The organism is Pseudomonas laurentiana, from assembly GCF_014648275.1.
Lineage (GTDB): Bacteria > Pseudomonadota > Gammaproteobacteria > Pseudomonadales > Pseudomonadaceae > Aquipseudomonas > Aquipseudomonas laurentiana.
Genome location: NZ_BMQU01000010.1, coordinates 67,520 through 89,300, shown reverse-complemented (window position 1 = coordinate 89,300; position 21,781 = coordinate 67,520). Strand labels below are relative to the sequence as shown.

The 21,781-nt window shown below is 60.3% G+C and carries 22 protein-coding genes; 8 read left to right on the top strand and 14 right to left on the bottom strand.

From position 1 onward, the window contains the following. Nucleotides 1–81 precede the first annotated feature (81 nt). Both cmoA and cmoB read left to right on the top strand, forming a co-directional pair. Nucleotides 82–825 (top strand): carboxy-S-adenosyl-L-methionine synthase CmoA, encoded by a 744-nt coding sequence (cmoA, locus tag IE038_RS12320; RefSeq protein WP_065759349.1) that lies wholly within the window; start codon nucleotides 82–84, stop codon nucleotides 823–825. Then, nucleotides 822–1,778, top strand: a complete 957-nt coding sequence (gene cmoB, locus IE038_RS12315; RefSeq protein WP_163937508.1) for a tRNA 5-methoxyuridine(34)/uridine 5-oxyacetic acid(34) synthase CmoB — start codon at nucleotides 822–824, stop codon at nucleotides 1,776–1,778. The genes cmoA and cmoB overlap by 4 nt, the downstream gene beginning before the upstream one ends. A 62-nt stretch (nucleotides 1,779–1,840) precedes the next feature. Here cmoB and pdxJ read toward each other — a convergent pair whose 3' ends face one another. The 10 genes from pdxJ to rpoE all read right to left on the bottom strand — a co-directional run bounded on the left by pdxJ (nucleotide 1,841) and on the right by rpoE (nucleotide 11,969). Beyond that, on the bottom strand, nucleotides 1,841–2,584 hold the full coding sequence (pdxJ, locus tag IE038_RS12310; RefSeq protein ID WP_163937512.1) for a pyridoxine 5'-phosphate synthase: 744 nt from the start codon (nucleotides 2,582–2,584) through the stop codon (nucleotides 1,841–1,843). A gap of 44 nt (nucleotides 2,585–2,628) precedes the next feature. Continuing rightward, nucleotides 2,629–3,312, bottom strand: coding sequence for a DNA repair protein RecO (gene recO, locus IE038_RS12305; protein WP_163937515.1), 684 nt, complete (start codon nucleotides 3,310–3,312; stop codon nucleotides 2,629–2,631). 56 nt (nucleotides 3,313–3,368) lie between these two features. Then, on the bottom strand, nucleotides 3,369–4,271 hold the full coding sequence (era, locus tag IE038_RS12300; RefSeq protein ID WP_065759353.1) for a GTPase Era: 903 nt from the start codon (nucleotides 4,269–4,271) through the stop codon (nucleotides 3,369–3,371). After that, a complete protein-coding gene (gene rnc / locus IE038_RS12295; protein ID WP_065759354.1) occupies nucleotides 4,264–4,953 on the bottom strand; it encodes a ribonuclease III in 690 nt (229 codons plus the stop codon). Before rnc ends, era begins: the two co-directional genes overlap by 8 nt. 239 nt (nucleotides 4,954–5,192) lie before the next feature. After that, nucleotides 5,193–6,047, bottom strand: a complete 855-nt coding sequence (gene lepB, locus IE038_RS12290; protein ID WP_189395701.1) for a signal peptidase I — start codon at nucleotides 6,045–6,047, stop codon at nucleotides 5,193–5,195. A 5-nt stretch (nucleotides 6,048–6,052) separates the two neighbouring features. Then, nucleotides 6,053–7,852 carry a translation elongation factor 4 gene (lepA, locus tag IE038_RS12285; protein WP_065759356.1) on the bottom strand — a complete coding sequence of 600 codons (1,800 nt, stop codon included), beginning with the start codon at nucleotides 7,850–7,852 and terminating at the stop codon, nucleotides 6,053–6,055. Between the two features lie 254 nt (nucleotides 7,853–8,106). Then, nucleotides 8,107–9,486: a DegQ family serine endoprotease gene (locus IE038_RS12280; protein ID WP_407682248.1), complete on the bottom strand. Its 1,380-nt coding sequence runs from the start codon at nucleotides 9,484–9,486 to the stop codon at nucleotides 8,107–8,109. A 300-nt stretch (nucleotides 9,487–9,786) separates the two neighbouring features. Further along, a complete protein-coding gene (locus IE038_RS12275) occupies nucleotides 9,787–10,752 on the bottom strand; it encodes a MucB/RseB C-terminal domain-containing protein (protein ID WP_163937521.1) in 966 nt (321 codons plus the stop codon). 16 nt (nucleotides 10,753–10,768) lie between these two features. Then, nucleotides 10,769–11,356, bottom strand: a complete 588-nt coding sequence (locus tag IE038_RS12270; protein ID WP_163937524.1) for an RseA family anti-sigma factor — start codon at nucleotides 11,354–11,356, stop codon at nucleotides 10,769–10,771. A gap of 31 nt (nucleotides 11,357–11,387) precedes the next feature. Next, nucleotides 11,388–11,969 (bottom strand): RNA polymerase sigma factor RpoE/AlgU, encoded by a 582-nt coding sequence (gene rpoE, locus IE038_RS12265; protein ID WP_065759360.1) that lies wholly within the window; start codon nucleotides 11,967–11,969, stop codon nucleotides 11,388–11,390. 482 nt (nucleotides 11,970–12,451) lie between these two features. On the opposite strand from rpoE, the gene nadB reads away from it, so the two are divergent. After that, complete coding sequence (gene nadB, locus IE038_RS12260) at nucleotides 12,452–14,068, top strand: L-aspartate oxidase (RefSeq protein ID WP_163937527.1); 1,617 nt, start codon at nucleotides 12,452–12,454, stop codon at nucleotides 14,066–14,068. Here nadB and IE038_RS12255 read toward each other — a convergent pair. Both IE038_RS12255 and IE038_RS12250 read right to left on the bottom strand, forming a co-directional pair. Next, nucleotides 14,037–14,489: a protein YgfX gene (locus tag IE038_RS12255; protein ID WP_163937530.1), complete on the bottom strand. Its 453-nt coding sequence runs from the start codon at nucleotides 14,487–14,489 to the stop codon at nucleotides 14,037–14,039. The two genes, nadB and IE038_RS12255, sit on opposite strands and share 32 nt — an antisense overlap. Further along, nucleotides 14,473–14,727 (bottom strand): FAD assembly factor SdhE, encoded by a 255-nt coding sequence (locus tag IE038_RS12250; protein ID WP_065761106.1) that lies wholly within the window; start codon nucleotides 14,725–14,727, stop codon nucleotides 14,473–14,475. Before IE038_RS12250 ends, IE038_RS12255 begins: the two co-directional genes overlap by 17 nt. A gap of 134 nt (nucleotides 14,728–14,861) precedes the next feature. Between IE038_RS12250 and ygfZ the strand changes: the two genes are divergently transcribed. Next, entirely contained in the window at nucleotides 14,862–15,803 is a 942-nt protein-coding gene (gene ygfZ / locus IE038_RS12245) for a CAF17-like 4Fe-4S cluster assembly/insertion protein YgfZ (RefSeq protein ID WP_163937533.1), read from the top strand. 61 nt (nucleotides 15,804–15,864) lie between these two features. Further along, complete coding sequence (locus tag IE038_RS12240) at nucleotides 15,865–16,674, top strand: HDOD domain-containing protein (RefSeq protein WP_163937536.1); 810 nt, start codon at nucleotides 15,865–15,867, stop codon at nucleotides 16,672–16,674. On the opposite strand, the gene IE038_RS12235 is transcribed toward IE038_RS12240, so the two are convergent. Then, on the bottom strand, nucleotides 16,671–18,050 hold the full coding sequence (locus tag IE038_RS12235; protein ID WP_163937539.1) for a sensor histidine kinase: 1,380 nt from the start codon (nucleotides 18,048–18,050) through the stop codon (nucleotides 16,671–16,673). The genes IE038_RS12240 and IE038_RS12235 overlap by 4 nt on opposite strands. Next, nucleotides 18,043–18,714, bottom strand: coding sequence for a response regulator (locus IE038_RS12230; protein WP_163937542.1), 672 nt, complete (start codon nucleotides 18,712–18,714; stop codon nucleotides 18,043–18,045). The genes IE038_RS12235 and IE038_RS12230 overlap by 8 nt, the downstream gene beginning before the upstream one ends. A gap of 201 nt (nucleotides 18,715–18,915) precedes the next feature. On the opposite strand from IE038_RS12230, the gene IE038_RS12225 reads away from it, so the two are divergent. The 3 genes from IE038_RS12225 to IE038_RS12215 all read left to right on the top strand — a co-directional run bounded on the left by IE038_RS12225 (nucleotide 18,916) and on the right by IE038_RS12215 (nucleotide 21,780). Further along, a complete protein-coding gene (locus IE038_RS12225) occupies nucleotides 18,916–20,205 on the top strand; it encodes an OprD family porin (protein WP_163937544.1) in 1,290 nt (429 codons plus the stop codon). A gap of 33 nt (nucleotides 20,206–20,238) precedes the next feature. Further along, complete coding sequence (locus tag IE038_RS12220; protein WP_065761112.1) at nucleotides 20,239–21,219, top strand: Bug family tripartite tricarboxylate transporter substrate binding protein; 981 nt, start codon at nucleotides 20,239–20,241, stop codon at nucleotides 21,217–21,219. Between the two features lie 102 nt (nucleotides 21,220–21,321). Further along, a complete protein-coding gene (locus IE038_RS12215) occupies nucleotides 21,322–21,780 on the top strand; it encodes a tripartite tricarboxylate transporter TctB family protein (RefSeq protein ID WP_163937546.1) in 459 nt (152 codons plus the stop codon). The last annotated feature ends 1 nt before the right edge of the window (nucleotide 21,781 follow it).

Genomic DNA, 21,781 nt, shown 5'->3' with positions numbered 1-21,781 from the left:
CGCACTTGTCAGCCGGCCATGCATACCGCTGCCAGTTTGGCTAAAATGCCGGCCCTTTACCGCTGAACGCCTGGACTGCCCGTGAGCAAAGAACCCGACCGCCTATTCGCCCAGCCGCTTGGCCAGGTGCCCGACTTCGCCTTCAACGAAGACGTGGTCCGAGTGTTCCCGGACATGATCAAGCGTTCAGTCCCCGGCTACCCGACCATTGTCGAGAACCTCGGCGTGCTGGCTGCGCAGTTTGCTCAACCGCATACCGCCCTGTACGACCTCGGTAGCTCGTTGGGCGCTGTTACCCAGGCACTGCGTCGGCATGTACGCCAGGACGGCTGCCGCGTCATCGCTGTGGACAACTCCGCAGCCATGGTCGAGCGCTGCCGTCAGTACCTCACGGCCCAAGACTCAATGTTCCAGGAGCTGCTGCCGGTCGAGGTGATCGAAGGCGACATCCTGGCCCTTGAGTTCCAGCCCGCCTCGGTGGTCGCGATGAACTTCACCCTGCAGTTCATCGCACCTGAGCAACGCCTCGCCCTGCTGTCACGCATTCGCCAGGCCTTGCTGCCCGGTGGCGCCCTGATCCTCTCGGAAAAACTGCGCTTCAACGACCCTCAGGAACACGCCCTGCTCACCGACCTGCATGTCGCGTTCAAGCGCGCCAATGGCTACAGCGAACTGGAAATTGCCCAGAAACGCAGTGCCATCGAAAACGTGATGAAGCCCGACAGCCTGGAAGAACACCGTGAGCGTCTACTCGCAGCGGGCTTTTCCAAGGTCGTGCCGTGGTTCCAGTGCCTTAACTTCGCCTCGCTGATTGCCCTGCCATGATTGATCTTTCCCCTCTGGTCCGCCGCCTGGCGGGCACCCCTCTGGCTGAATGGTCCCAGGGCCTGCAGGCACAACTCGATGCCAAGCTGGAAAAAGGCCATGGCGATCTGGAACGTTGGCAAGCGGCGCTCGATGCCCTGCCCGCGCTCGTACCTGAGCAGGTCGACCTGCTCAACGGCCTGCGCCTGGACTGCGACTGCGAGCCTGCTGTTCGTGAGCAGATGCGCACCGCACTGATGGGCTTGTCGCCATGGCGCAAGGGCCCGTTCGACCTGTTCGGTGTTCATGTCGACACCGAATGGCGTTCGGACTGGAAATGGGAGCGGGTCGCACCGCACCTGGACTTACGCGGAAAACGTGTATTGGATGTCGGCTGCGGCAATGGCTACTACCAGTGGCGCATGCTCGGTGCCGGTGCCGACAGCGTCATTGGCGTCGATCCCAACTGGCTGTTCTTCTGCCAGTTCCAAGCCGTGCAACGTTACCTGCCGGAACTGCCGGCCTGGCACTTGCCGTTCGCCCTGGAAGACCTGCCAGCGAACCTCGAAGGCTTCGATACCGTATTTTCCATGGGTGTGTTCTACCATCGGCGCTCGCCAATCGAGCACCTGCTGGCGCTCAAGGACTGCCTGGTCAAAGGTGGCGAGTTGGTGCTGGAAACCCTGGTTATCGAAGGTGATGAACAGCAGGTACTGGTACCTGAAGACCGCTACGCACAGATGCGCAACGTCTGGTTCCTGCCTTCGGTACCGGCGCTGGAACGCTGGCTGCGTCGCGCCGGGTTCAGCGACGTGCGCTGCGTAGATGTCAGCGTCACCAGCATCGAGGAACAGCGCAGCACCGAGTGGATGCGTTATCAGTCGCTCAGCGACTTCCTCGACCCCAACGATCACAGCCGCACCATCGAAGGTCTGCCTGCACCACGCCGTGCGGTGCTGGTCGCGCGCAAGTAACGCTCAATGCTGCGCCACCGACCCGGTTACCGGGTCTGCGGCGCACATTGACCGCCGGCGGGTCAGCCGCGGCTGGCGGCCAGAATCAGCGACTTCATCTCGGCCACCGCCGACTTGAAGCCGACGAACAGGGCATGGGCGACCAGCGCGTGCCCGATGTTCAGCTCATTGATACCCTTGATTGCCGCAACCGCTTCGACGTTGTGGTAGTGCAAGCCGTGCCCAGCGTTCACGATCAGGCCCTGAGCAACACCAAAAGCCACGCCGTCGGCGATGCGCTTGAGCTCTTCAGCCACTTCAGCGGGTGTTTCGGCATCGGCGTAACGACCGGTATGCAGTTCAATGGCCGGGGCACCGACACGGCGAGAGGCCTCGATCTGGCGCTCGTCAGCATCGATGAACAAGGACACTTCCGAGCCGAGGCGCGACAGGCGTTCGACAGCGGCCTTGATCCGCGCTTCCTGACCAGCAACATCCAGACCACCCTCGGTGGTCAGCTCCTGGCGGGTTTCAGGCACCAGGCAGATATGCGCCGGGCGAATACGCTCGGCGAATGCCATCATTTCCTCGGTAACGCCCATCTCGAAGTTCATCCGCGTTTGCAGCACGTCCTTGAGCAGCAGGACGTCGCGCTCCTGGATGTGACGGCGGTCTTCACGCAAATGGACGGTGATGCCATCGGCACCGGCTTCCTCGGCATCCAGCGCGGCCTTGACCGGGTCCGGGTAACGCGTGCCACGGGCCTGGCGCAGGGTCGCCACGTGGTCGATGTTCACGCCGAGAAGAATGCGGTTGCTGTGGGTCACGAAGAAACTCTCCTGAAAATTGAGCCTCACAGCATACGACGAGCTTACGGCTTGCGAAACAGTTCGCGACTGACCAATGGCTTTCCACCCAAATGAACAGCCAATGCCTGACGCATCAAACGCTTGGCCGCACTCAAGGCGCCAGGTACGCTCCAGTCGGCCTCAGCCATGGCGGCCAGCTCCACGCCGTTGAACAGGCCCGGCTGGAACAGATAAACGCGTTCAAGGCCCGCATCCACCTGCAACCGATACAAGCCATCGGCAGCCAGCGGCTCACCCGCAAGGTCCCGATCCAACTCGAAGGCATACCCCAGCTCATCCAGCAGGCGCCACTCGAACGAGCGCAACAACGGCTCCAGGGCGCGCCCGGCGGCCAATGCCTGCAACGTTGCGGTGTAGTGCTCGAACAGCAGCGGGTGTGGATCTTCCGCTGGCAACAAGCGGGTCATCAATTCATTGAGGTAGAGGCCACTGAACAGGGCATCACCATGCAACCAGACGCCGATGCCGTTACTTTCCATGCGCCCGACGTTCTTCAGTTCACCCCGACCACGGAATTCGACCTCCAGCGGTACGAAGGGGCGCGCCAAGGTTCCGGCCTTGCCACGTGCGCGACGCAGCACTGCGCGCATTCGGCCCTGAGGCGTAAGGAAGTCCACCAGTGCACTGGTTTCGCGGTAGGCCCGACTGTGCAGGACATAGGCCGGTTGGCCGACGGATAGTTCCATGAATTGAACTTCAGAAAGGAGTCGGCCCGACACCGGACGGTATCGGGCCTGAAGGCTTACAGGTCGCCGTAACCCAGCGAGCGCAGGGCGCGCTCATCATCGGACCAGCCGCCTTTGACCTTGACCCAGAGGTTGAGCATGATCTTGGCGTCGAACAGCAACTCCATGTCCTTGCGCGCCTCGGAGCCAATGCGTTTGATCCGCTCGCCCTTGTCGCCAATGATGATCTTCTTCTGACCATCACGCTCGACCAGAATCAAGGCATGGATATGCAGGATCTTGCCCTGCTGCTTGAACTCTTCGATTTCCACGGTGATCTGGTACGGCAACTCGGCACCGAGTTGACGCATGATCTTCTCGCGCACCAGTTCAGCGGCCAGGAAACGGCTGCTGCGGTCGGTGATCTGGTCTTCCGGGAAAAAGTGCTCGTTTTCCGGCAAGTGCTTGGCGATCAGAGCTTCCAGTGCATCGAGGTTGTGCCCCTGCTGCGCGGAAATCGGCACGATCTCGGCATTCGGCAGTTGCTCCTGCAACCACTGCAGGTGCGGGATCAGCTCGGCCTTTTCTTCGATACGGTCAGTCTTGTTGATGGCCAGGATCACCGGGCCCTGCACGTACTGCACGCGCTCCAGCACCAGTTGGTCTTCATCGGTCCAGCGGGTGCGATCCACCACGAAGATAACCACATCAACATCTTTCAAGGCCGCCGAAGCGGTCTTGTTCATGTAGCGGTTGAGCGCCTTCTCGTTGCTCTTGTGCATGCCGGGGGTATCGACGTAGATCGCCTGGATATCACCCTCGGTCTTGATCCCGAGCATGTTGTGACGCGTGGTCTGCGGCTTGCGCGATGTAATCGCCAGCTTTTGGCCAAGGATGTGGTTAAGCAACGTCGATTTGCCCACGTTGGGGCGGCCGACGATGGCGACATAGCCGCAACGGGTAGTATTCGTATCAGTCATTGCCATTCTCCACGCCCAGGGCGATCAGGGCTGCCGCCGCGGCGACCTGCTCGGCAATACGCCGGCTTACGCCCTGCCCTCGGCTTTTTTCAGTCAACAGGGCCACTTCACACTCGACGAAAAACGTCCGGCAATGCGGTTCACCCTGGATATCCACCACTTCATAGCGGGGCAGTTCGCAGGCCCGTGACTGCAAGAACTCCTGCAGGCGGGTTTTCGGATCCTTGTTGGTATCGACCAGCGTGAGGCTCTCGAACTCACCGGTCAGCCAGTCCAGCACCCGATCACGCGCAGTGTGCATGTCCGAATCGAGGTAGATCGCGCCGATCAGCGCTTCGAGCGCGTCGGCCAGTATCGACTCACGACGGAAACCACCGCTTTTCAGCTCGCCGGACCCCAGACGCAGGTACTCGCCGAGGTCGAAACCACGCGCCAGTACGGCCAGGGTCTCGCCCTTGACCAGCCGTGCACGCAAGCGCGACAGCTGGCCTTCACGGGCTTGCGGGAAACGCTCGAACAGCGCCTCGCCAGCAACAAAGTTGAGAATGGCATCGCCCAGAAACTCCAGGCGCTCATTGTTACGCCCGGCGTAACTGCGATGCGTAAGGGCCAGCAGCATCAGCTCCTGGTTCTTGAAGGTGTAGCCGAGCTTGCGCTCGAGGCGGCTCAAGGAAACGCTCACAGTGTACCCACGCTCGGTTTGTGGCCGATTTTCTGCGCCTGGGACTCAGCCCGGCACCCACACTTATCGGATTGGCTCGTGGCCGTCAGGTTTAACGCGTTGTTCAAATCCGGATCCTGAAAGACTATTTGGCTTCATGCCCTTCCGACCCAGTGATTCGGGGATGTCCAAAGACACCCTGAACACAGCCTATGCCAGAAAAGCATTCGGCGCTGTCCCAGGACAGCGCCGTTTAGGTGTTACTTGATCAGCCCAACCCGCGAAAGGCTCGGCAAATGACTCAATTTCGGCTCAGGCCAACTCATCCAGACAGCGAAGGCCTTGCCGACGATGTTCTTGTCCGGAACCATGCCGTGCAGTTCTCTTGGGATGTTGGGGTCATCCCAATAGCGGCTGTCGTTAGAGTTGTCGCGGTTGTCGCCCATCATGAAATAGTGCCCGGCCGGGACTACCCACTGTTGGTCCGGCGGCATCCGGTAGCGGCCCATTTCCTTGCGGATCAGGTGCTCCACCTCACCCAGCTTTTCCTTGTACAGCTCGGCGCTGCCCAAGGTGCCCGGCTCGGTGCCCACCAGTTGCTCGGCAATCGGCTGACCATTGACGAACAGCTTCTTGTCGCTGGTGTAACGGATCTGGTCACCTGGCAGGCCAACCACCCGCTTGATGTAGTTGACGTTCGGGTCGCTCGGGTAGCGGAACACCATCACATCGCCGCGCTGCGGGTCACCTACTTCGATGACCTTCTTGTCGATCACCGGCAGACGAATGCCATAGGAGAACTTGTTCACCAGAATGAAATCGCCCACTTCAAGGGTCGGTTTCATCGACCCCGAAGGGATCTGGAACGGCTCCACCAGGAACGAGCGCAACACCAGTACGATGAACAGCACCGGGAAGAACGACTTGCCGTATTCAACCAGCAACGGTTCCTTGTTGAGCTGCTCAAGTACCGACATATCGGGCTGGCTGACGCTGCCCTGATAGTTGCTGATCGCTGCCCGCCGGCGCGGAGCCAGAAACAGCAGATCAAGCAAGGCCAGCAGACCGCAAACGGCAACGGCGATGACTAACAACAGCGGGAAATTTAGCGACATAGGACCTAGCTATCCAACCTGAGCACGGCCAGGAAGGCTTCTTGTGGAATTTCCACGTTGCCGACCTGCTTCATGCGTTTCTTACCGGCCTTCTGTTTTTCCAACAGCTTGCGCTTACGGCTCACGTCGCCACCGTAACATTTAGCCAGTACGTTCTTTCTGAGCGCCTTGACAGTAGTCCGTGCGACGATCTGCCCGCCAATGGCGGCCTGGATGGCCACATCGAACATCTGCCGAGGAATCAGTTCTTTCATCTTCTCGGTCAATGCACGACCTTTGTAGTGCGCATTGTCACGGTGCACGATCAGGGCCAGGGCGTCGACCTTGTCGCCGTTGATCAGCACGTCGAGTTTTACCAGGTTCGCCGACTGATAACGGTCGAAGTGATAGTCCAGCGACGCATAACCACGGCTGGTGGACTTCAAGCGGTCGAAGAAGTCCAGAACCACTTCGTTCATCGGCAAATCGTAGCGCACTTGTACTTGCGAACCGAGGAACTGCATGTCGCGCTGTACGCCGCGCTTCTCGATGCACAGGGTAATGACGTTACCCAGGTGCTCCTGAGGCACGAGGATGGTCGCCTGCACGATCGGCTCACGGAAATCCTCGACTGCAGAGATATCCGGCAGTTTCGACGGGTTATCAACGTAGATCGTTTCGCCGGTCTTGAGTTTGACCTCGAAGATTACGCTTGGCGCGGTGGTGATCAGATCCAGGTCGTATTCGCGCTCCAGGCGCTCCTGGATGATCTCCATGTGCAGCATGCCAAGGAAGCCGCAACGGAAGCCGAAGCCCAGTGCATCGGAGCTTTCCGGCGAGTACTGCAGCGACGAGTCGTTCAGGGTCAGCTTCTGCAATGCATCTCGAAAATCTTCGAAATCATCGGAACTGACCGGGAACAGGCCAGCATAAACCTGTGGCTGAACCCGTTTGAAACCTGGCAGCACCTCAACCTCAGGGGTTGAGCTCAGGGTCAGGGTATCGCCCACTGGCGCACCATGAATGTCCTTGATGCTGGCGATGATGAAGCCCACTTCACCGGCCTTGAGGTCGACGGTCTGGGTATGTTTCGGGGTAAATACACCGACGCTGTCCACCAGGTGGACCTTGCCGGTCGACTTGACCAGAATCTTGTCGCCTTTCTTCACACGACCGTGGCGTACACGCACCAGGGACACAACGCCCAGGTAGTTGTCGAACCAGGAGTCGATGATCAGGGCTTGCAGCGGTGCTTCGATATCACCGGTCGGTGCAGGAATGGTGTGCACCAGGCGCTCAAGCACCTCTTCCACACCCAGACCGCTCTTGGCACTGCAGGCAACGGCGTCGGTAGCGTCGATACCGATGATCTTCTCGATTTCTTCCTTGACCCGCTCCGGGTCAGCCTGAGGCAGGTCCATCTTGTTCAGGACCGGCATGACCTCAAGGCCCTGCTCGATGGCGGTGTAGCAGTTGGCAACCGACTGGGCTTCCACGCCCTGGCCAGCATCGACCACCAGCAAGGCACCTTCACAGGCGGCCAGCGAACGGCTGACCTCATAGGTGAAGTCGACGTGGCCAGGGGTATCAATGAAGTTCAGTTGATAAGTGACACCGTCCTTTGCCTTGTAGTGCAACGTGACGCTGTGAGCCTTGATGGTGATCCCGCGCTCGCGCTCCAGGTCCATGGAATCGAGTACCTGGGCTTCCATCTCACGCGCGGACAGGCCGCCGCACATTTGGATGAAGCGGTCGGCCAGCGTCGACTTGCCATGGTCAATGTGGGCGATGATGGAGAAATTGCGGATATGACTCAAATCACTCACGGGTCAACACTCAAAAAGGCTGCGGAACGAGGCCCGCCGAAAAATAGCCGGGAATTGTACCTGATGCTCGGCATGGGCGTCACGTGAACAACGATTTTGCGCTGTAGGAACACCCCCCGCCGGCGATGCGTTTTATGCCCAAAAGGCGACGGTATGCACCGCCATCGCCGGCCAGACAGGCGACTACAGAGGGCTTGAGCCTTGCCAAAGACACAAAAAAGGGCGGCCAGGCCGCCCTTTTCGATCAACCGGGCTTACTCAGCCAACTTGAAGGTGATGAAACTGGCACGGCCCTGACGCAGCACGCGCATGGACACCGAACGGTTCTTCGGCAGTTCCTTGGCAATTTCAGTGAAGCTCTTGGCCGACATGATCGCCTGGTTGTTCAGATGGGTAATCACATCCCCCGGACGCAGACCAATCATTGCAGCCGGACCGTCCTGAACCTCCTTGATGACGACACCGCCCTTCAGGTCCAGCGCCTTCTTCTGCTCGGCATTCAGGTCCGCCACGGAAACCCCCAGGCGGTTGCTGCTACGCTCGACGCCACCGTTGGCACTGGCAACAACTTCCTGATCATCATCCGGCAGTGCACCAATGGTAACGTCCAGGTTACGACGCTTACCGTCACGGACCACTTCCAGGCTGGCCTTGGCACCCTCTTTCAGGCCACCCACCAAGTGCGGCAGATCAGCGGACATGATGATCGGCTGACCGTTCAGGCTCAGGATAACGTCACCCACCTGCAGGCCACCCTTGGCGGCCGGGCCATCCTCAAGCACTTGGGCAACCAGCGCACCGGCCGGTTTGTCCAGGCCGAACGACTCTGCCAGATCCTTGTTGACCTCCTGAATGACCACGCCCAACCAGCCACGGCTGACTTTGCCGTCTTTCTTCAACTGGTTGGAGACATCCAGTGCCACATCGATCGGGATCGCGAACGACAGGCCCATGAAACCACCGGAGCGGGTGAAGATCTGCGAGTTGATCCCGACCACCTCGCCATTCATGTTGAACAGCGGACCACCGGAGTTGCCCGGGTTGATGGCCACGTCAGTCTGAATGAACGGTACATAGGTGTCGTTAGGCAGCGTACGCCCCTTGGCACTGACGATACCCTTGGTCACCGAATGGTCGAAGCCGAACGGCGAACCAATAGCCAGTACCCACTCACCGACCTTGAGCTTCTCCGAGTCACCCAGCTTGACGGTTGGCAGGTTCTTGCCATCGATTTTCAAGAGCGCAACATCGGTACGCGGGTCGGTGCCCACAACTTTGGCCTGGAACTCACTGCGGTCTGACAGACGAACCATGATCTCGTCGGCATCGGCCACTACGTGATTGTTAGTCAGTACATAGCCATCGCTGGAGATAATGAAGCCCGACCCCAGCGACTGCGCTTCGCGCTGGCGATCGCCGCGCGGCGAGCGAGGCCCCTGGGGCATGTTGCGCTCAAAGAAATCACGGAACATCGGCGGCAAGCCTTCCAGATCGGGCATCTGCCCACCGGCGAGCTGACGATCCGGCATTTTCTGCCGGGTACTGATATTGACCACCGCCGGCGAAGCTTGCTCGACCAGGGTAGTGAAATCCGGCAGAGCTTCAGCCTGTGCGGTGACCACCTGACCGAGCATCAGCACGGCGGCGAACAACGATAGGTACGATTTCAAGCGTGGTATTGACATACGGCTCCCGTCACAACAAGCGTGGTTAAGCAGTAGGGACCTGCGAACGCAAGAAGCCCGGCGGCACCCGCGAAGGCGACGGACAGGCTGGATGCATAGGCATTCTTGATGCTGCAACAGCAGAAAAGGCCAGACCCCGAAAGGTCTGACCTATAGAAAATTCCATCAGATTTTGCAAACTGCAAAGCTTACCAATCATGTCAGTCCCTGGTCGTTGCGCCACTCATCCTTGTACATCCAAGAACGTGATCATTGCTTGGCCTGGGCCTCCTGCGCACGCATCGACAACGCCACGCGCTCCGCCGTGCCAATAGGGATTTCACCGACAACGGTCACGGCCATATCCCCCTTGGGTGTCGTCAAGCGACGCGAAACAGCGACCGTCGGCCCAAGCTGGGTGCGCGCATCGACAGCGCCACCCTCGCCAGAAGGCTCGACAAACACCGAGAAGCGCGCCAGCCCATCGTCATACATAAGGCTACTGACGGTTCTTTTTCCGTTCTGGCTTTTACGTACCGAGCTGTTGACCAGTTCAAACCCTGGCGGCAACCAGTCCGAGCGCCAGCCTGTCGCACGCTCGACAGCCTCTACAGAAGCCTGCTCAACCGGTTTGCAGTTATCACTGGGCTGCAACTGAGTGTCACTCGGCCCATTGGCAGTGTCCAGATGCGTGAACTGGAAACGCTCCAGCAACTGCCCCTTGTCATTGATCATCAATGATTTGAGAGGCAAGCCGGTGTCCCGATCAAGGTGAAGTTCAAACGCATAACGATGCTGATCACGCGGACTGAGAGTCACGATGGTGACGTCATGGCCGGCGACACGCGAATGGCCAGCAATGCCCAGGTCATACCAGTTCATCAGCTTCAGCGGATCAAGCACGCGACCGGGCACGGCCGGCACACTGCTCACTTCCGCCAGCAAGGCCCCGCTCACGCAGCGGGTGATGCCGTCAACACGCACGACTTCCTGAGCCGCCCCATCGAGCTGCACCAAACGCTCACTGACCTTGCCATCCTGAACGCGGTGCCAGACCTCGTGGGTAGAGAAACTGCCGTTACGTTCGTAGACGAAGGTGCCCTGATAACTCTGTCGTTGCTCGGCTTTCGCCAAGCGACTCAGCCAGTCGGCAGCCTCCGTGGAGGAATTGGCGGCAAACGCCGGGCCCGTCAACCATACACCGAGCAGGAGCGGTATGAGAGGTAGCGCGCGCATGATCCTCCTTACTTACTTAGCGATTTTCCAGGCTGGCCGCACGGGCATAAGGCAAGGCGCTTTCAGTACCCTTCAGGGCTGCTTCCTGGGCATGCTGACGCAAGTATCCTGGCAAACGTTGATCCTGCCAGCCGGCTTGCCCCTGCAACACACCATTGGCCATCGGCCCTGGCTGATCGGCACTTTCACTATAGCCTGCCAAAACAGCAGGACCCTGCACTTGTGGCACAGAAAGGCCTTGCTGAGGTTGCTGGGCCGCCAATTGGGCACCGGTGATCTCGTCCTGGTTGTAAAGACGAACACCTGCCAGCACGGCAACTGTTACCGAGGCAGCAACCGCAAGACGCCCCAGACTGCGCCATGGGCTACGAGAAACCTTGATTGGCGTCGCTTCGTCGGCCAGCGCTGCCGACACGGCAGCAGCGATATCCAGCTGCGGCACCAACAATTCCTTGTGCATGGCTGCGCGAGCAACCTGATACCGCGACCAGGTGGCACGGGCTTCGGAATCGTCGACGGCATTCAATACCCGACGCAACTCCAACTCGTCCGCTTCGTTATCCATTACCGCGGACAGCGATTCCTGCAAAGCTTCACGACTCATGGCGGTTCCTCTCTTGGCTGTCGCCGCTGTCTCAGGTTTCCTGCAGCAAAGGCTGCAGGGCTTTATCTATGGCCTCCCGAGCGCGGAATATTCGGGAGCGCACGGTACCCACAGGACACTGCATGACACTCGCAATGTCCTCGTAACTCAGACCATCGAATTCACGTAAAGTTAACGCTGTACGCAAATCTTCTGGCAGTTGCTGGATGGTTCGATGAACAGTGTCTTCGATCTCATCACGCAACAACGAGCGTTCTGGGGACTCGAGATCCTTGAGACCATGATCGCCGTCGTAAAATTCCGCATCCTCGGAACTTACATCGCTGTCTGGTGGCCGCCGACCGCGCGACACCAGGTAATTCTTTGCCGTGTTGATGGCAATGCGGTAAAGCCAGGTATAGAACGCACTGTCACCACGAAAATTGCCCAGTGCCCGATACGCCTTGATGAACGCTTCCTGGGCCACATCCTGGGCTTCATGGGTGTCGTGCACAAAACGCACGATCAACCCGAGAATCTTGTGCTGATACTTCAGCACCAACAGATCGAAGGCTCGCCTGTCGCCGCGCTGTACGCGCTCGACAAGTTGCTGATCCTCTTCCTGGGTTAGCATGAATACTCCTCGGTGGACCTGGAGGAGTGCTGCAACAGCCATCGCTCAGGCTTGCAAACATAGACTCGGGCTTTTCGCAAAAGTTCTCCCCCTCCAAGCAAGTTTCCTGCAGCCTGTCGTCAGCCCGCACGAAAAACGCCGCACGGTCGTCGCCGGCTGCGTCGGTAGTCTGGTCGTCGAAGACATGGGCAAAGCGGCTAACCCAAGCCCTGCCTGCCATCGACGCGGCGCCCTGTGATGCAGGCAGCCTTCTATGGATATCCGAAATTCAAGGAAAGTTCCCGCTGCCGACTGGGATACCTCATACGCAAAATCGGCAGATAGCATGGAAAAACCGGGTATTGGGCTGTTATAAAGACTGCCCATTTCGATTCACGATAGTTTCACAATGCCATAAAAGCCTGACTATTGTGCCGATCCCCCTCTTTATATACTAGGGGGCACCCACGCCCTCTTGGTCGCCCCGCGCGGAAGTTCCAGACATGAGCCAACAGTTTCAACATGACGTCCTAGTGATTGGCAGCGGCGCTGCCGGCCTGAGCCTGGCACTCACCCTGCCAGCGCACTTGCGCATTGCCGTTCTCAGTAAAGGCGAGCTCGCCAACGGCTCGACGTTCTGGGCCCAAGGCGGTGTAGCCGCCGTGCTCGACGACACCGATACCGTGCAGTCTCATGTTGAGGACACTCTCAACGCTGGCGGCGGGCTGTGCCATGAAGATGCCGTGCGTTTCACGGTCGAACACAGCCGCGAAGCCATCCAGTGGCTGATCGATCAAGGCGTACCTTTCACTCGTGACGAGCATGCCGGCGTCGACGACGGCGGTTTCGAGTTTCACCTCACCCGTGAAGGCGGCCACAGCCACCGCCGCATCATTCATGCCGCCGACGCTACCGGCGCAGCAATCTTTACCACCCTGCTCGCCCAGGCCCGGTTGCGCCCCAACATCGAGCTGCTTGAGCAGCGGGTCGCGGTTGACCTGATCACCGAGCGGCGCCTGGGCCAGGACGGTGATCGCTGCCTGGGCGCCTACGTCCTGAACCGTTCGACAGGCGAAGTCGACACCTACGGCGCACGCTTTACCGTGCTGGCTACCGGGGGCGCCGCCAAGGTCTACCTCTACACCAGCAACCCCGATGGTGCCTGCGGCGACGGTATCGCCATGGCTTGGCGGGCGGGCTGCCGAGTCGCCAACCTTGAGTTCAACCAGTTCCACCCGACCTGCCTGTATCACCCGCAGGCCAAGAGCTTCCTGATTACCGAAGCGCTACGTGGCGAAGGCGCACTGCTCAAACTGCCCAACGGTGAGCGCTTCATGCCGCGCTTCGACCCACGCGCCGAACTGGCGCCACGGGATATCGTCGCCCGCGCCATCGACCATGAGATGAAACGCCTCGGGGCAGACTGTGTCTACCTGGACATCAGCCACAAACCCGCCGAGTTCGTCAAAAGCCACTTCCCCACCGTTTACGAACGCTGCCTGACCTTTGGCATCGACATCACCACCCAGGCGATCCCGGTAGTCCCGGCCGCTCACTACACCTGCGGCGGCGTACTGGTCGACCAACAGGGCCATACGGATGTACCTGGCCTCTACGCCATTGGCGAGACCAGTTTCACCGGCCTGCACGGCGCCAACCGCATGGCCAGCAACTCGCTGCTCGAGTGTTTCGTGTATGGGCGCTCGGCCGCCGCCGACATCATCAGCAAGCTGGGCCAGGTAAGCATGCCGGCAGCATTGCCGTGCTGGGATGCCAGCCAGGTCACCGACTCGGACGAAGATGTGATCATTGCGCACAACTGGGACGAATTGCGGCGATTCATGTGGGACTACGTCGGCATCGTGCGCACCAACAAGCGCCTGCAGCGCGCCGAACACCGGGTGCGTCTACTGCTCGACGAAATCGATGAGTTCTACAGCAACTACAAGGTCAGCCGCGACCTGATCGAACTGCGCAACCTGGCCCAGGTCGCCGAGCTGATGATTCGCTCGGCCATGCAACGCAAGGAAAGCCGTGGCCTGCATTACACACTGGACTATCCAGAGATGCTGAAGGACGCCCGCGACACTATTCTGCTGCCGCCCACCTACGCCGACTGAACTTCAGTCGCACGCGCAGGCGCCGGTGCTGAACCGGCTCCAGCGCGTCGAAGGGAATGCACAGGCTTTCCGTCCAGCGGCGCCCTCTGCGCCTGAAGCGCAGCAGCACCAAACCCGGCAACGCCAGGCTGTCACGGCACAACTGCACCGACTGCCAGCCCTGCGCCGGGCTCCACAAATGCCAGCCATGGGTATCCCGACGCAGCCGGGTGAAGGCACTGGGGTGATTCAATACGACATGTCGCGGCAATACCCAGACGCCATGCAACACGCACAAGGCCGCACCGAGTAGGCGCACGATAACGGGAAGGTCCAGCAGAATCAGGGCAAGCAGCGCCGACAGCTGGCCGAACACGTAGGCCGCCAGCAACCCTCGGGAGGCTTGCCAGCGACACTCGAAGCGGTCACTTGGGCTGGACACGGTCCAGAATCATGCGAACCATACGCTGCAGCTCAGGGTCTTCGGACTCGGTGCGTTCCATGAACCAGCCGAACATGTCCTGATCTTCGCAAGCCAGCAGATTGCGGTAGCACTCGCGGTCCGCTTCGCTCAGGGTCGCATAGACCTCCTGGGTAAACGGCACCAGCAGTACGTCCAGCTCAAGCATGCCACGGCGGCTGTGCCAAAAGAGCCGGTTGAGTTCAGATTGTTCGACCATGGAGCCCTCCTCAAATAGGCCGCCAGTATACAAGGGTAGCCAACACCCGGCACAAGGCATTGGTCTAGTTCACCTACCTATTTTCCCAACGGCGCTCTATGATGAGCCCCAGTCTTATCACCCTGCGATGACCCATGGCCGATTCAGCTTTTTTCTGCACTCTGTCTCATGAGGGCGTCCTCGCCGTCCGCGGCTCGGACGCCGGCAAGTTCCTGCAAGGGCAACTGACCTGCAACATCAATTATCTCAATGAACACACGTCCAGCCTGGGTGCCCGCTGCATGCAGAAGGGCCGCATGCAATCGAGCTTCCGCATCCTGCCACACGGTGACGGTTATGTACTGGCCATGGCCAGCGAACTGATCGAGCCGCAGTTGGCGGACCTCAAGAAATACGCGGTGTTCTCCAAAGCCAGGCTCACTGACGAAAGCGCCGACTGGGTTCGCTTCGGCCTGAGCCACGGCGAACAGGCCCTGCAAGAGCTTGGCATTACCGCGCCAGCCAAGACCGACGAAATCGTTGCCCATGACGAGCTTCTGGCGATTGCCATCTCGGAAGGCCGCATTGAACTCTGGTGCCCGGCCACACGCGCCGATCAGGTCCGCAATCACCTGACCGCTCATCTGGCAGCAGGCGACCTGAACGACTGGTTGCTCGGCCAGGTACGCGCCGGTATTGGCCAGGTCATGGCACAGACCCGTGAGCTGTTCATTCCACAGATGATCAACCTGCAAGCCGTAGGTGGCGTCAGCTTCAAGAAAGGCTGCTACACCGGCCAGGAAATCGTCGCGCGCATGCAGTATCTGGGCAAGCTCAAGCGCCGCCTGTACCGCCTGGCACTGAATGACGGCCCATTGCCAGAGCCTGGCAGTGCACTGTTTTCTCCGGTACACGCCTCGTCCGTAGGCGAGGTGGTGCTGGCAGCCCATAGCGAGCATGGCGCTGAACTGCTGGCAGTCCTTCAGGCCGATGCTGCTGAAGACGGTAACCTGCACCTGAACAGCCTTGAAGGCCCCAGCCTGCAGTTGCTGTCATTACCTTATGAACTGGACCGCGACCGCGAAATCCAGCGTTGAGCCAGCCCAGCCCTGCCGACCTGAACGACAGGGCCATCATTGAATGCGGTAGAGAATCACGATGAACACGCTGGCCAAGACGGTTGAAGCCCAATTGCTCACCGCCATCGACAATGACGACCTGGTGCTGCCGACGCTGCCAGAAGTGGCCCTGAGCATTCGCGAAGCGGCCGAAGACAGCGAGATCAGCGTCAGCACCCTGAGCAAGGTGATCCGCCGTGACGCAGCCCTGTCGGCGCGCCTGATCAAGGTGGTCAACAGCCCGTTGCTGCGTGCGTCCTGCGAAGTCACCGACTTGCAGGCAGCGATCACCCGGCTAGGCATCAACTACAGCTGCAACCTGGCCATTGGCCTGGTGATCGAACAGATCTTCCACGCACGCTCAGAAGTCGTCGAACAGAAAATGCGGGAAATCTGGGCAAAAAGCCTGGAAGTTGCGGGCATCAGCTACGAGATATGCGTGCGCTTCACCAACCTGAAGCCAGATCAGGGCGCCCTTGCCGGGCTGGTTCACCAGATAGGCGTGCTGCCCATCCTCACCTATGCCGAAGAACACAACGAACTGTTGTCCGATCCGGTCTGCCTGAATCACATCATCGAGCAGATTCATCCAGTGCTCGGCGACAAGATCCTCAGCGTATGGGAGTTTCCCGAGCAACTGGCCAGGTTGCCAAGCCTGGCCCAGGACCTCGACCGCCGCACCCCGCAGATTGATTACGTCGACATCGTCCAGATTGCTCGTGCCATTAGCGACACCAGCGGTCGCGAGCGTCCCCTGGCCAGCCTGCCGGCCTTCAGCCACCTGCAACTGCCAGCCAATACCCAATTGCTGAGCGCCGACCTGCTGAGTGCTCGGCACATGTTCCGCTAACCTGGGGTAAAACTGACGCGCACTTTCAAGCCACCTCCCGCACCATCGTGCAGGCTGATGTGGGCGAGGTGCGCACGGCAGATTTCACCGACGATTGCCAACCCCAGCCCGGTGCCTTGCGCACCACGCCGGTAGAACCGCTCAAACACCCGTTCACGCTCTGCCGCCGGGATTCCAGGGCCGTCATCCTCGACTTCCAACACCCCAGGCGCCATGACCCGCAGAATCACATTGCCGCCAGACGGCGTATGGGCCAAAGCGTTGTCTAACAGGTTGTTCAGCAGCTCGCTGAGCAATGTGGGTTCGCCACGCAACTGCACGGGAACCGGCGCCTCAAGTGCCAGCGCCACACCACGGGCATGCGCCAATGGCGCCATGGCCATGCCCAGTTCGCGCGCCAACTGACTGAGATCGAGCAACTGTGCCCCGCCTTCGGCAATCGCCCGGGCACCATTCTCCACCCGCGCCAAGGACAGTAACTGATTGGCCAGATGGGTCAGCTTGTCAGTACTCTGAGCTGATGCTTCCAGGGTGTCACGCCACACCTGTGGCTCCTGGGCGCGCAACCCCAATTCGACCCTTGCCTTCAACGCTGCCAGCGGTGTGCGCAGCTCATGGGCCGCCTCGGCAATGAACTGCGCCTGGCGCTCGAACTGCCCGCGCAGGCGCTCAGTGAAGTGGTTCAAGGCGCGAACCAGCGGTCCCAGCTCTCGCTGCACCTGTACCTGTGGCAGTGGTCGCAGGTCGTCCGGCTGGCGCTCTTCCACCGCGCGACGCAAACGCTCCAGCGGACGAAGTGCAGCACTCACCGCAAACCACACCAGAAACAGGGCACCGATTGCCAGCATGCCCAGCCGCAACAACGTGTCGGCCATCAGGCTGCGGGCCATGCGCACCCGTGCCTCTTCAGTTTCCGCGACCCGAATCTCGGCCATGCCATTCATGTTCGGCTCGCTCACGGCCTTGAGCAGGCTGACCACACGCACATCCTGCCCCAGGTACTGGGCATCGTAAAAACGCGCAAGCGCCGGATAGTCATCGGTGCGCGGAGTACCCGGCGGCGGTGGTGGCAGGTTTTCGTAACCGGAGATCAAACGCTGATGAATATCGTTGACCTGATAGTAAATACGCCCGGCACTGTCATAGGCAAAGGTGTCCAACGCCACATAAGGCACATCGGCGCTCAACGTGCCATCACGCTGGGACAGGCCGGCAGCAATGGTTCGGGCCGACGCCAACAGCGTGCGGTCATAGGCCGTGTCGGCAGCCTCGCGACCGTTCCAATAGGCACTCAGGCCGCTGGCCAGCATCAACACCACCAGCAGCAGTGCCAGGTTCCACAACAGCCGCCCGCGCAGGCTGCCCGTGTCACGCATCGCGATGCTCGAGCAGATAGCCGAGCCCCCTGAAGGTCACAATGGCCACTGGCTGCCCATCAAGCTTCTTGCGCAGGCGGTGCACGTAGATTTCGATGGCGTCAGCACTGGCCTCCTCGTCCAGACCAAACACCTGCGCCGCCAGTTGCTCCTTGCTCATGACCCGCCCCGGTCGGGCGATCAACGCTTCAAGCACTGCCTGCTCGCGGGAGGTCAGCGTCAACAACTCATCGCCCAGGGTGAAGCGCCGGGTGTCCAGGTCATAGACCAGAGGCCCGCAGCGCTGTTGGCGCTCGCCCCCCAATACCGTGCGACGCAGCAGCGCCTTCACCCGCGCTTCCAGCTCACTCAACTCAAACGGCTTGGCCAGGTAATCATCGGCGCCCAGGTTCAGGCCATGCACCCGATCCTTGACGTCACTGCGCGCCGTCAGCATCAGCACCGGCAGGTTCTTGCCGCGCGCGCGCAGGCGCGCCAGTACGTCAAAACCATCCATGCGCGGCAAGCCGACATCAAGCACGGCCACCGCGTACTCCTCACTGGCCAGGGCCAGGTCAGCGGCCACGCCATCGTGCAAAACATCGACGGTCAAGCCGATGCCCTTAAGCGCCTGGGCCACGCTTTCAGCCAGTTGCAGATGGTCTTCGACCAGTAGAACACGCATCGATTTCTCCCCGGTTGCGTCGCGGTCAATGGCGCGGAGTGTACAGCCGAGACAGCGACTGTGAAGCCATCGATGCAATGAAAGTGCATTGAAAGGTTAGTGAAAGCTTCAGGTCATAGCATCCTTTCACGGCCCTCTCTGGAAGCCGAAAAGCGAACTTTAAAGCTCGCACTAATAAGAACAATAACGGAGTGTTCCTCAATGCTGTCGATGCAGCTGCAGGCGTTCGCGCCTACCCGTCATTTGCGTACCCGTCCTACCGCCGTTGCCAGCGCACTTGCCCTTGCCGGCGTTGCACCGCTGAGCCAGGCCGCGTTCATCGAAGACAGCAGTGCCAGCTTCGAAACACGCAACATGTACTTCAACCGTGACTTTCGCGATGGCACCAGCGCCCAGCAATCCAAACGCGACGAATGGGCCCAGGGCTTCATGCTCAACCTGGAGTCCGGTTACACCGAAGGGACCGTAGGCTTTGGCATCGATGCACTCGGCATGCTCGGTATCAAGCTCGACTCAAGCCCCGACCGCACCGGCACCGGCCTGCTGCCCACCCACGATAATGGCTATGCTGCCGATGAGTACTCCAAGCTCGGCCTGACCGCCAAGGTGAAAATCTCCGCCACGGAGCTCAAGCTCGGCACGCTGATTCCCGAACTGCCGACCCTGCAGCCCAATGACGGGCGCATCCTGCCGCAAACCTTCGAGGGTGGCCTGCTGTCCTCCAGGGAAATCAAGAACCTGACCTTCACTGGCGGCCGTCTGGAAAAGGCCAAGGACCGCGACGACACCAACAAGGAAGATATCGCCCTCAACAACAAGAACGGTCGCTTTCTCGGCACCGTCGCCGGCAACCACTTCGACCTGGCCGGCCTGGACTACAAACTCACCGACCGGATCACCGGCAGCTACCACTACGCCCAACTCGACGATGTGTACCGCCAGCACTTCGTCGGCATGCTCGCCAGCCAGCCGATGGGCCCAGGTACGTTCGGCGCCGACCTGCGCATGGCCTTCAGCGATGACCAAGGCCAGGCCCGTGGTGGCAAGATCGACAACACCGCACTCAATGGCCTGCTCAGCTATGCCCTGAACGGTCATAAACTCAGCGCCGCCTACCAGCACATGTCAGGCGACAGTGCGTTCCCGTATGTCGACGGCTCCGACCCGTACCTGGTGAACTTCGTCCAGATCAACGACTTCGCCGGCGCCGATGAACGCTCCTGGCAGGTGCGCTACGACTATGACTTCGCCAAACTTGGGGTTCCTGGCCTGACCTTCATGAGTCGCTATGTCAACGGCGACAATGTCAGCCTGGCCAACGGGGGCGAGGGCAAGGAATGGGAGCGCAACAGCGAGTTCAAGTACGTGGTCCAGAGCGGCACCTTCAAGAACGTCGCCATACGCCTGCGCAATGCCACCTATCGTTCGTCTTTCGCCCGTGACGCCGACGAAGTGCGGCTGCTGGTGAGCTACAACGTGGCGCTGTGGTAAGTCCAATAACAACAATGTTCGAGGAGAATGACAATGACCTTTTCCCTGCGCCGTATCGCCCTTGCCACTAGCTGCCTGTTACTGGCCGGCCACGTCCTGGCTGGCGAACCGAAACGTCCTGAATGCATCGCCCCGGCTTCGCCCGGTGGCGGTTTCGACCTGACCTGCAAGCTGGTACAGAGCGCGCTGGTCAACGAGAAAATCCTCACTAAACCGATGCGTGTGACCTACATGCCCGGTGGCGTCGGCGCGGTGGCCTACAACGCCGTGGTTGCCCAGCGCCCCGCCGATGCTGGCACCCTGGTTGCCTGGTCCAGCGGCTCGCTGCTGAACCTGGCCCAGGGAAAATTCGGTCGTTTCGATGAGAACGCCGTGCGCTGGCTGGCAGCGGTCGGCACCAGCTATGGCGCCATCGCGGTGAAAAGCGACTCCCCCTACAAGACCCTCGACGACCTGGTCGCGGCACTGAAGAAAGACCCGAGCAAAGTGGTCATCGGCTCGGGCGGTACCGTCGGCAGCCAGGACTGGATGCAGACCGCACTGATCGCCAAGGCGGCCGGAATCAACCCGCGGGACCTGCGTTACGTGGCACTGGAAGGTGGTGGTGAAATCGCCACGGCCCTGCTCGGCGGGCACATTCAGGTCGGCAGTACGGACATCTCCGACTCCATGCCGCACATCCAGAGCGGCAACATGCGGTTGCTGGCGGTATTTGCCGAAAAACGCCTGGACGAGCCGGAAATGAAAGACATCCCGACGGCCAGGGAACAGGGCTACGACATTGTCTGGCCCGTAGTACGCGGCTTCTACCTGGGGCCGAAGGTCACTGACGAAGAATATGCCTGGTGGAAGGACGCCTTCGACAAACTGCTGGCCTCTGAAGACTTCGCCACGTTGCGTGATCAGCGCGAACTCTTCCCCTTCGCCCTGACGGGCAATGAACTGGACACCTACGTGAAGAAACAGGTGGCGGACTACAAGGCCCTGGCCAAGGAATTCGGCCTGGTTCAGTAACCCGTTTATCCAGAAAGCGTATCGCTGGCAAGGCGCCTGCACCACCGCCCATGGGCGCCAGCGTTGCCAGCGATCCCCTGCCTGCCCCAAAGAGGATTCACCATGATCCTGCAACGACTCTTCGCCTTCGTTTTGTTGGCGGTGTGCGCCGCCCTGGCCGTGATGGCCTGGCCTTACCAGGCCGCCTTTTCGTACGAACCGGTCGGCCCTCGCGCCTATCCGTTGCTGATGCTTGGCCTGATGAGCGCCGCACTGCTCTACCTGCTGTTTCGCCCCACACCCATTGTGCACAGTGACGATGAACCGGCGCTGGATCACGCCACGCTGACCAAGATAGGCGTCTGCGTGCTGCTGTTGCTGGTCTTCGCCGCCACCTTCGAGCCGCTGGGTTTCATCCTCAGCAGCCTCCTGATTGGTGTCCCCATGGCGCGCCTGTACGGAGGCCGCTGGCTGCCCAGCGTCGCCATCATCGGTGTGATGAGCATTGCCCTGTACGTGTTGTTCGACCGGGTAATGGATGTACCGCTGCCCCTTGGCCTGCTCGACGTTCTGGAGAATTGAC

What these genes read in the sequence shown, in the direction of transcription:
- lepB (WP_189395701.1), bottom strand. Translation starts at nt 6,047, where the DNA reads ATGTCGCTAAATTTCCCGCTGTTGTTAGTCATCGCCGTTGCCGTTTGC.
- IE038_RS12280 (WP_407682248.1), bottom strand. Translation starts at nt 9,486, where the DNA reads ATGCTCGGTCAGGTGGTCACCGCACAGGCTGAAGCTCTGCCGGATTTC.
- IE038_RS12235 (WP_163937539.1), bottom strand. Translation starts at nt 18,050, where the DNA reads ATGCGTGACACGGGCAGCCTGCGCGGGCGGCTGTTGTGGAACCTGGCA.
- recO (WP_163937515.1), bottom strand. Translation starts at nt 3,312, where the DNA reads ATGGAACTATCCGTCGGCCAACCGGCCTATGTCCTGCACAGTCGGGCC.
- era (WP_065759353.1), bottom strand. Translation starts at nt 4,271, where the DNA reads ATGACTGATACGAATACTACCCGTTGCGGCTATGTCGCCATCGTCGGC.
- rpoE (WP_065759360.1), bottom strand. Translation starts at nt 11,969, where the DNA reads ATGCTAACCCAGGAAGAGGATCAGCAACTTGTCGAGCGCGTACAGCGC.
- IE038_RS12215 (WP_163937546.1), top strand. Translation starts at nt 21,322, where the DNA reads ATGATCCTGCAACGACTCTTCGCCTTCGTTTTGTTGGCGGTGTGCGCC.
- IE038_RS12225 (WP_163937544.1), top strand. Translation starts at nt 18,916, where the DNA reads ATGCTGTCGATGCAGCTGCAGGCGTTCGCGCCTACCCGTCATTTGCGT.
- IE038_RS12240 (WP_163937536.1), top strand. Translation starts at nt 15,865, where the DNA reads ATGAACACGCTGGCCAAGACGGTTGAAGCCCAATTGCTCACCGCCATC.
- nadB (WP_163937527.1), top strand. Translation starts at nt 12,452, where the DNA reads ATGAGCCAACAGTTTCAACATGACGTCCTAGTGATTGGCAGCGGCGCT.
- IE038_RS12275 (WP_163937521.1), bottom strand. Translation starts at nt 10,752, where the DNA reads ATGCGCGCGCTACCTCTCATACCGCTCCTGCTCGGTGTATGGTTGACG.
- IE038_RS12230 (WP_163937542.1), bottom strand. Translation starts at nt 18,714, where the DNA reads ATGCGTGTTCTACTGGTCGAAGACCATCTGCAACTGGCTGAAAGCGTG.
- IE038_RS12250 (WP_065761106.1), bottom strand. Translation starts at nt 14,727, where the DNA reads ATGGTCGAACAATCTGAACTCAACCGGCTCTTTTGGCACAGCCGCCGT.
- cmoB (WP_163937508.1), top strand. Translation starts at nt 822, where the DNA reads ATGATTGATCTTTCCCCTCTGGTCCGCCGCCTGGCGGGCACCCCTCTG.
- IE038_RS12220 (WP_065761112.1), top strand. Translation starts at nt 20,239, where the DNA reads ATGACCTTTTCCCTGCGCCGTATCGCCCTTGCCACTAGCTGCCTGTTA.
- IE038_RS12270 (WP_163937524.1), bottom strand. Translation starts at nt 11,356, where the DNA reads ATGAGTCGTGAAGCTTTGCAGGAATCGCTGTCCGCGGTAATGGATAAC.
- ygfZ (WP_163937533.1), top strand. Translation starts at nt 14,862, where the DNA reads ATGGCCGATTCAGCTTTTTTCTGCACTCTGTCTCATGAGGGCGTCCTC.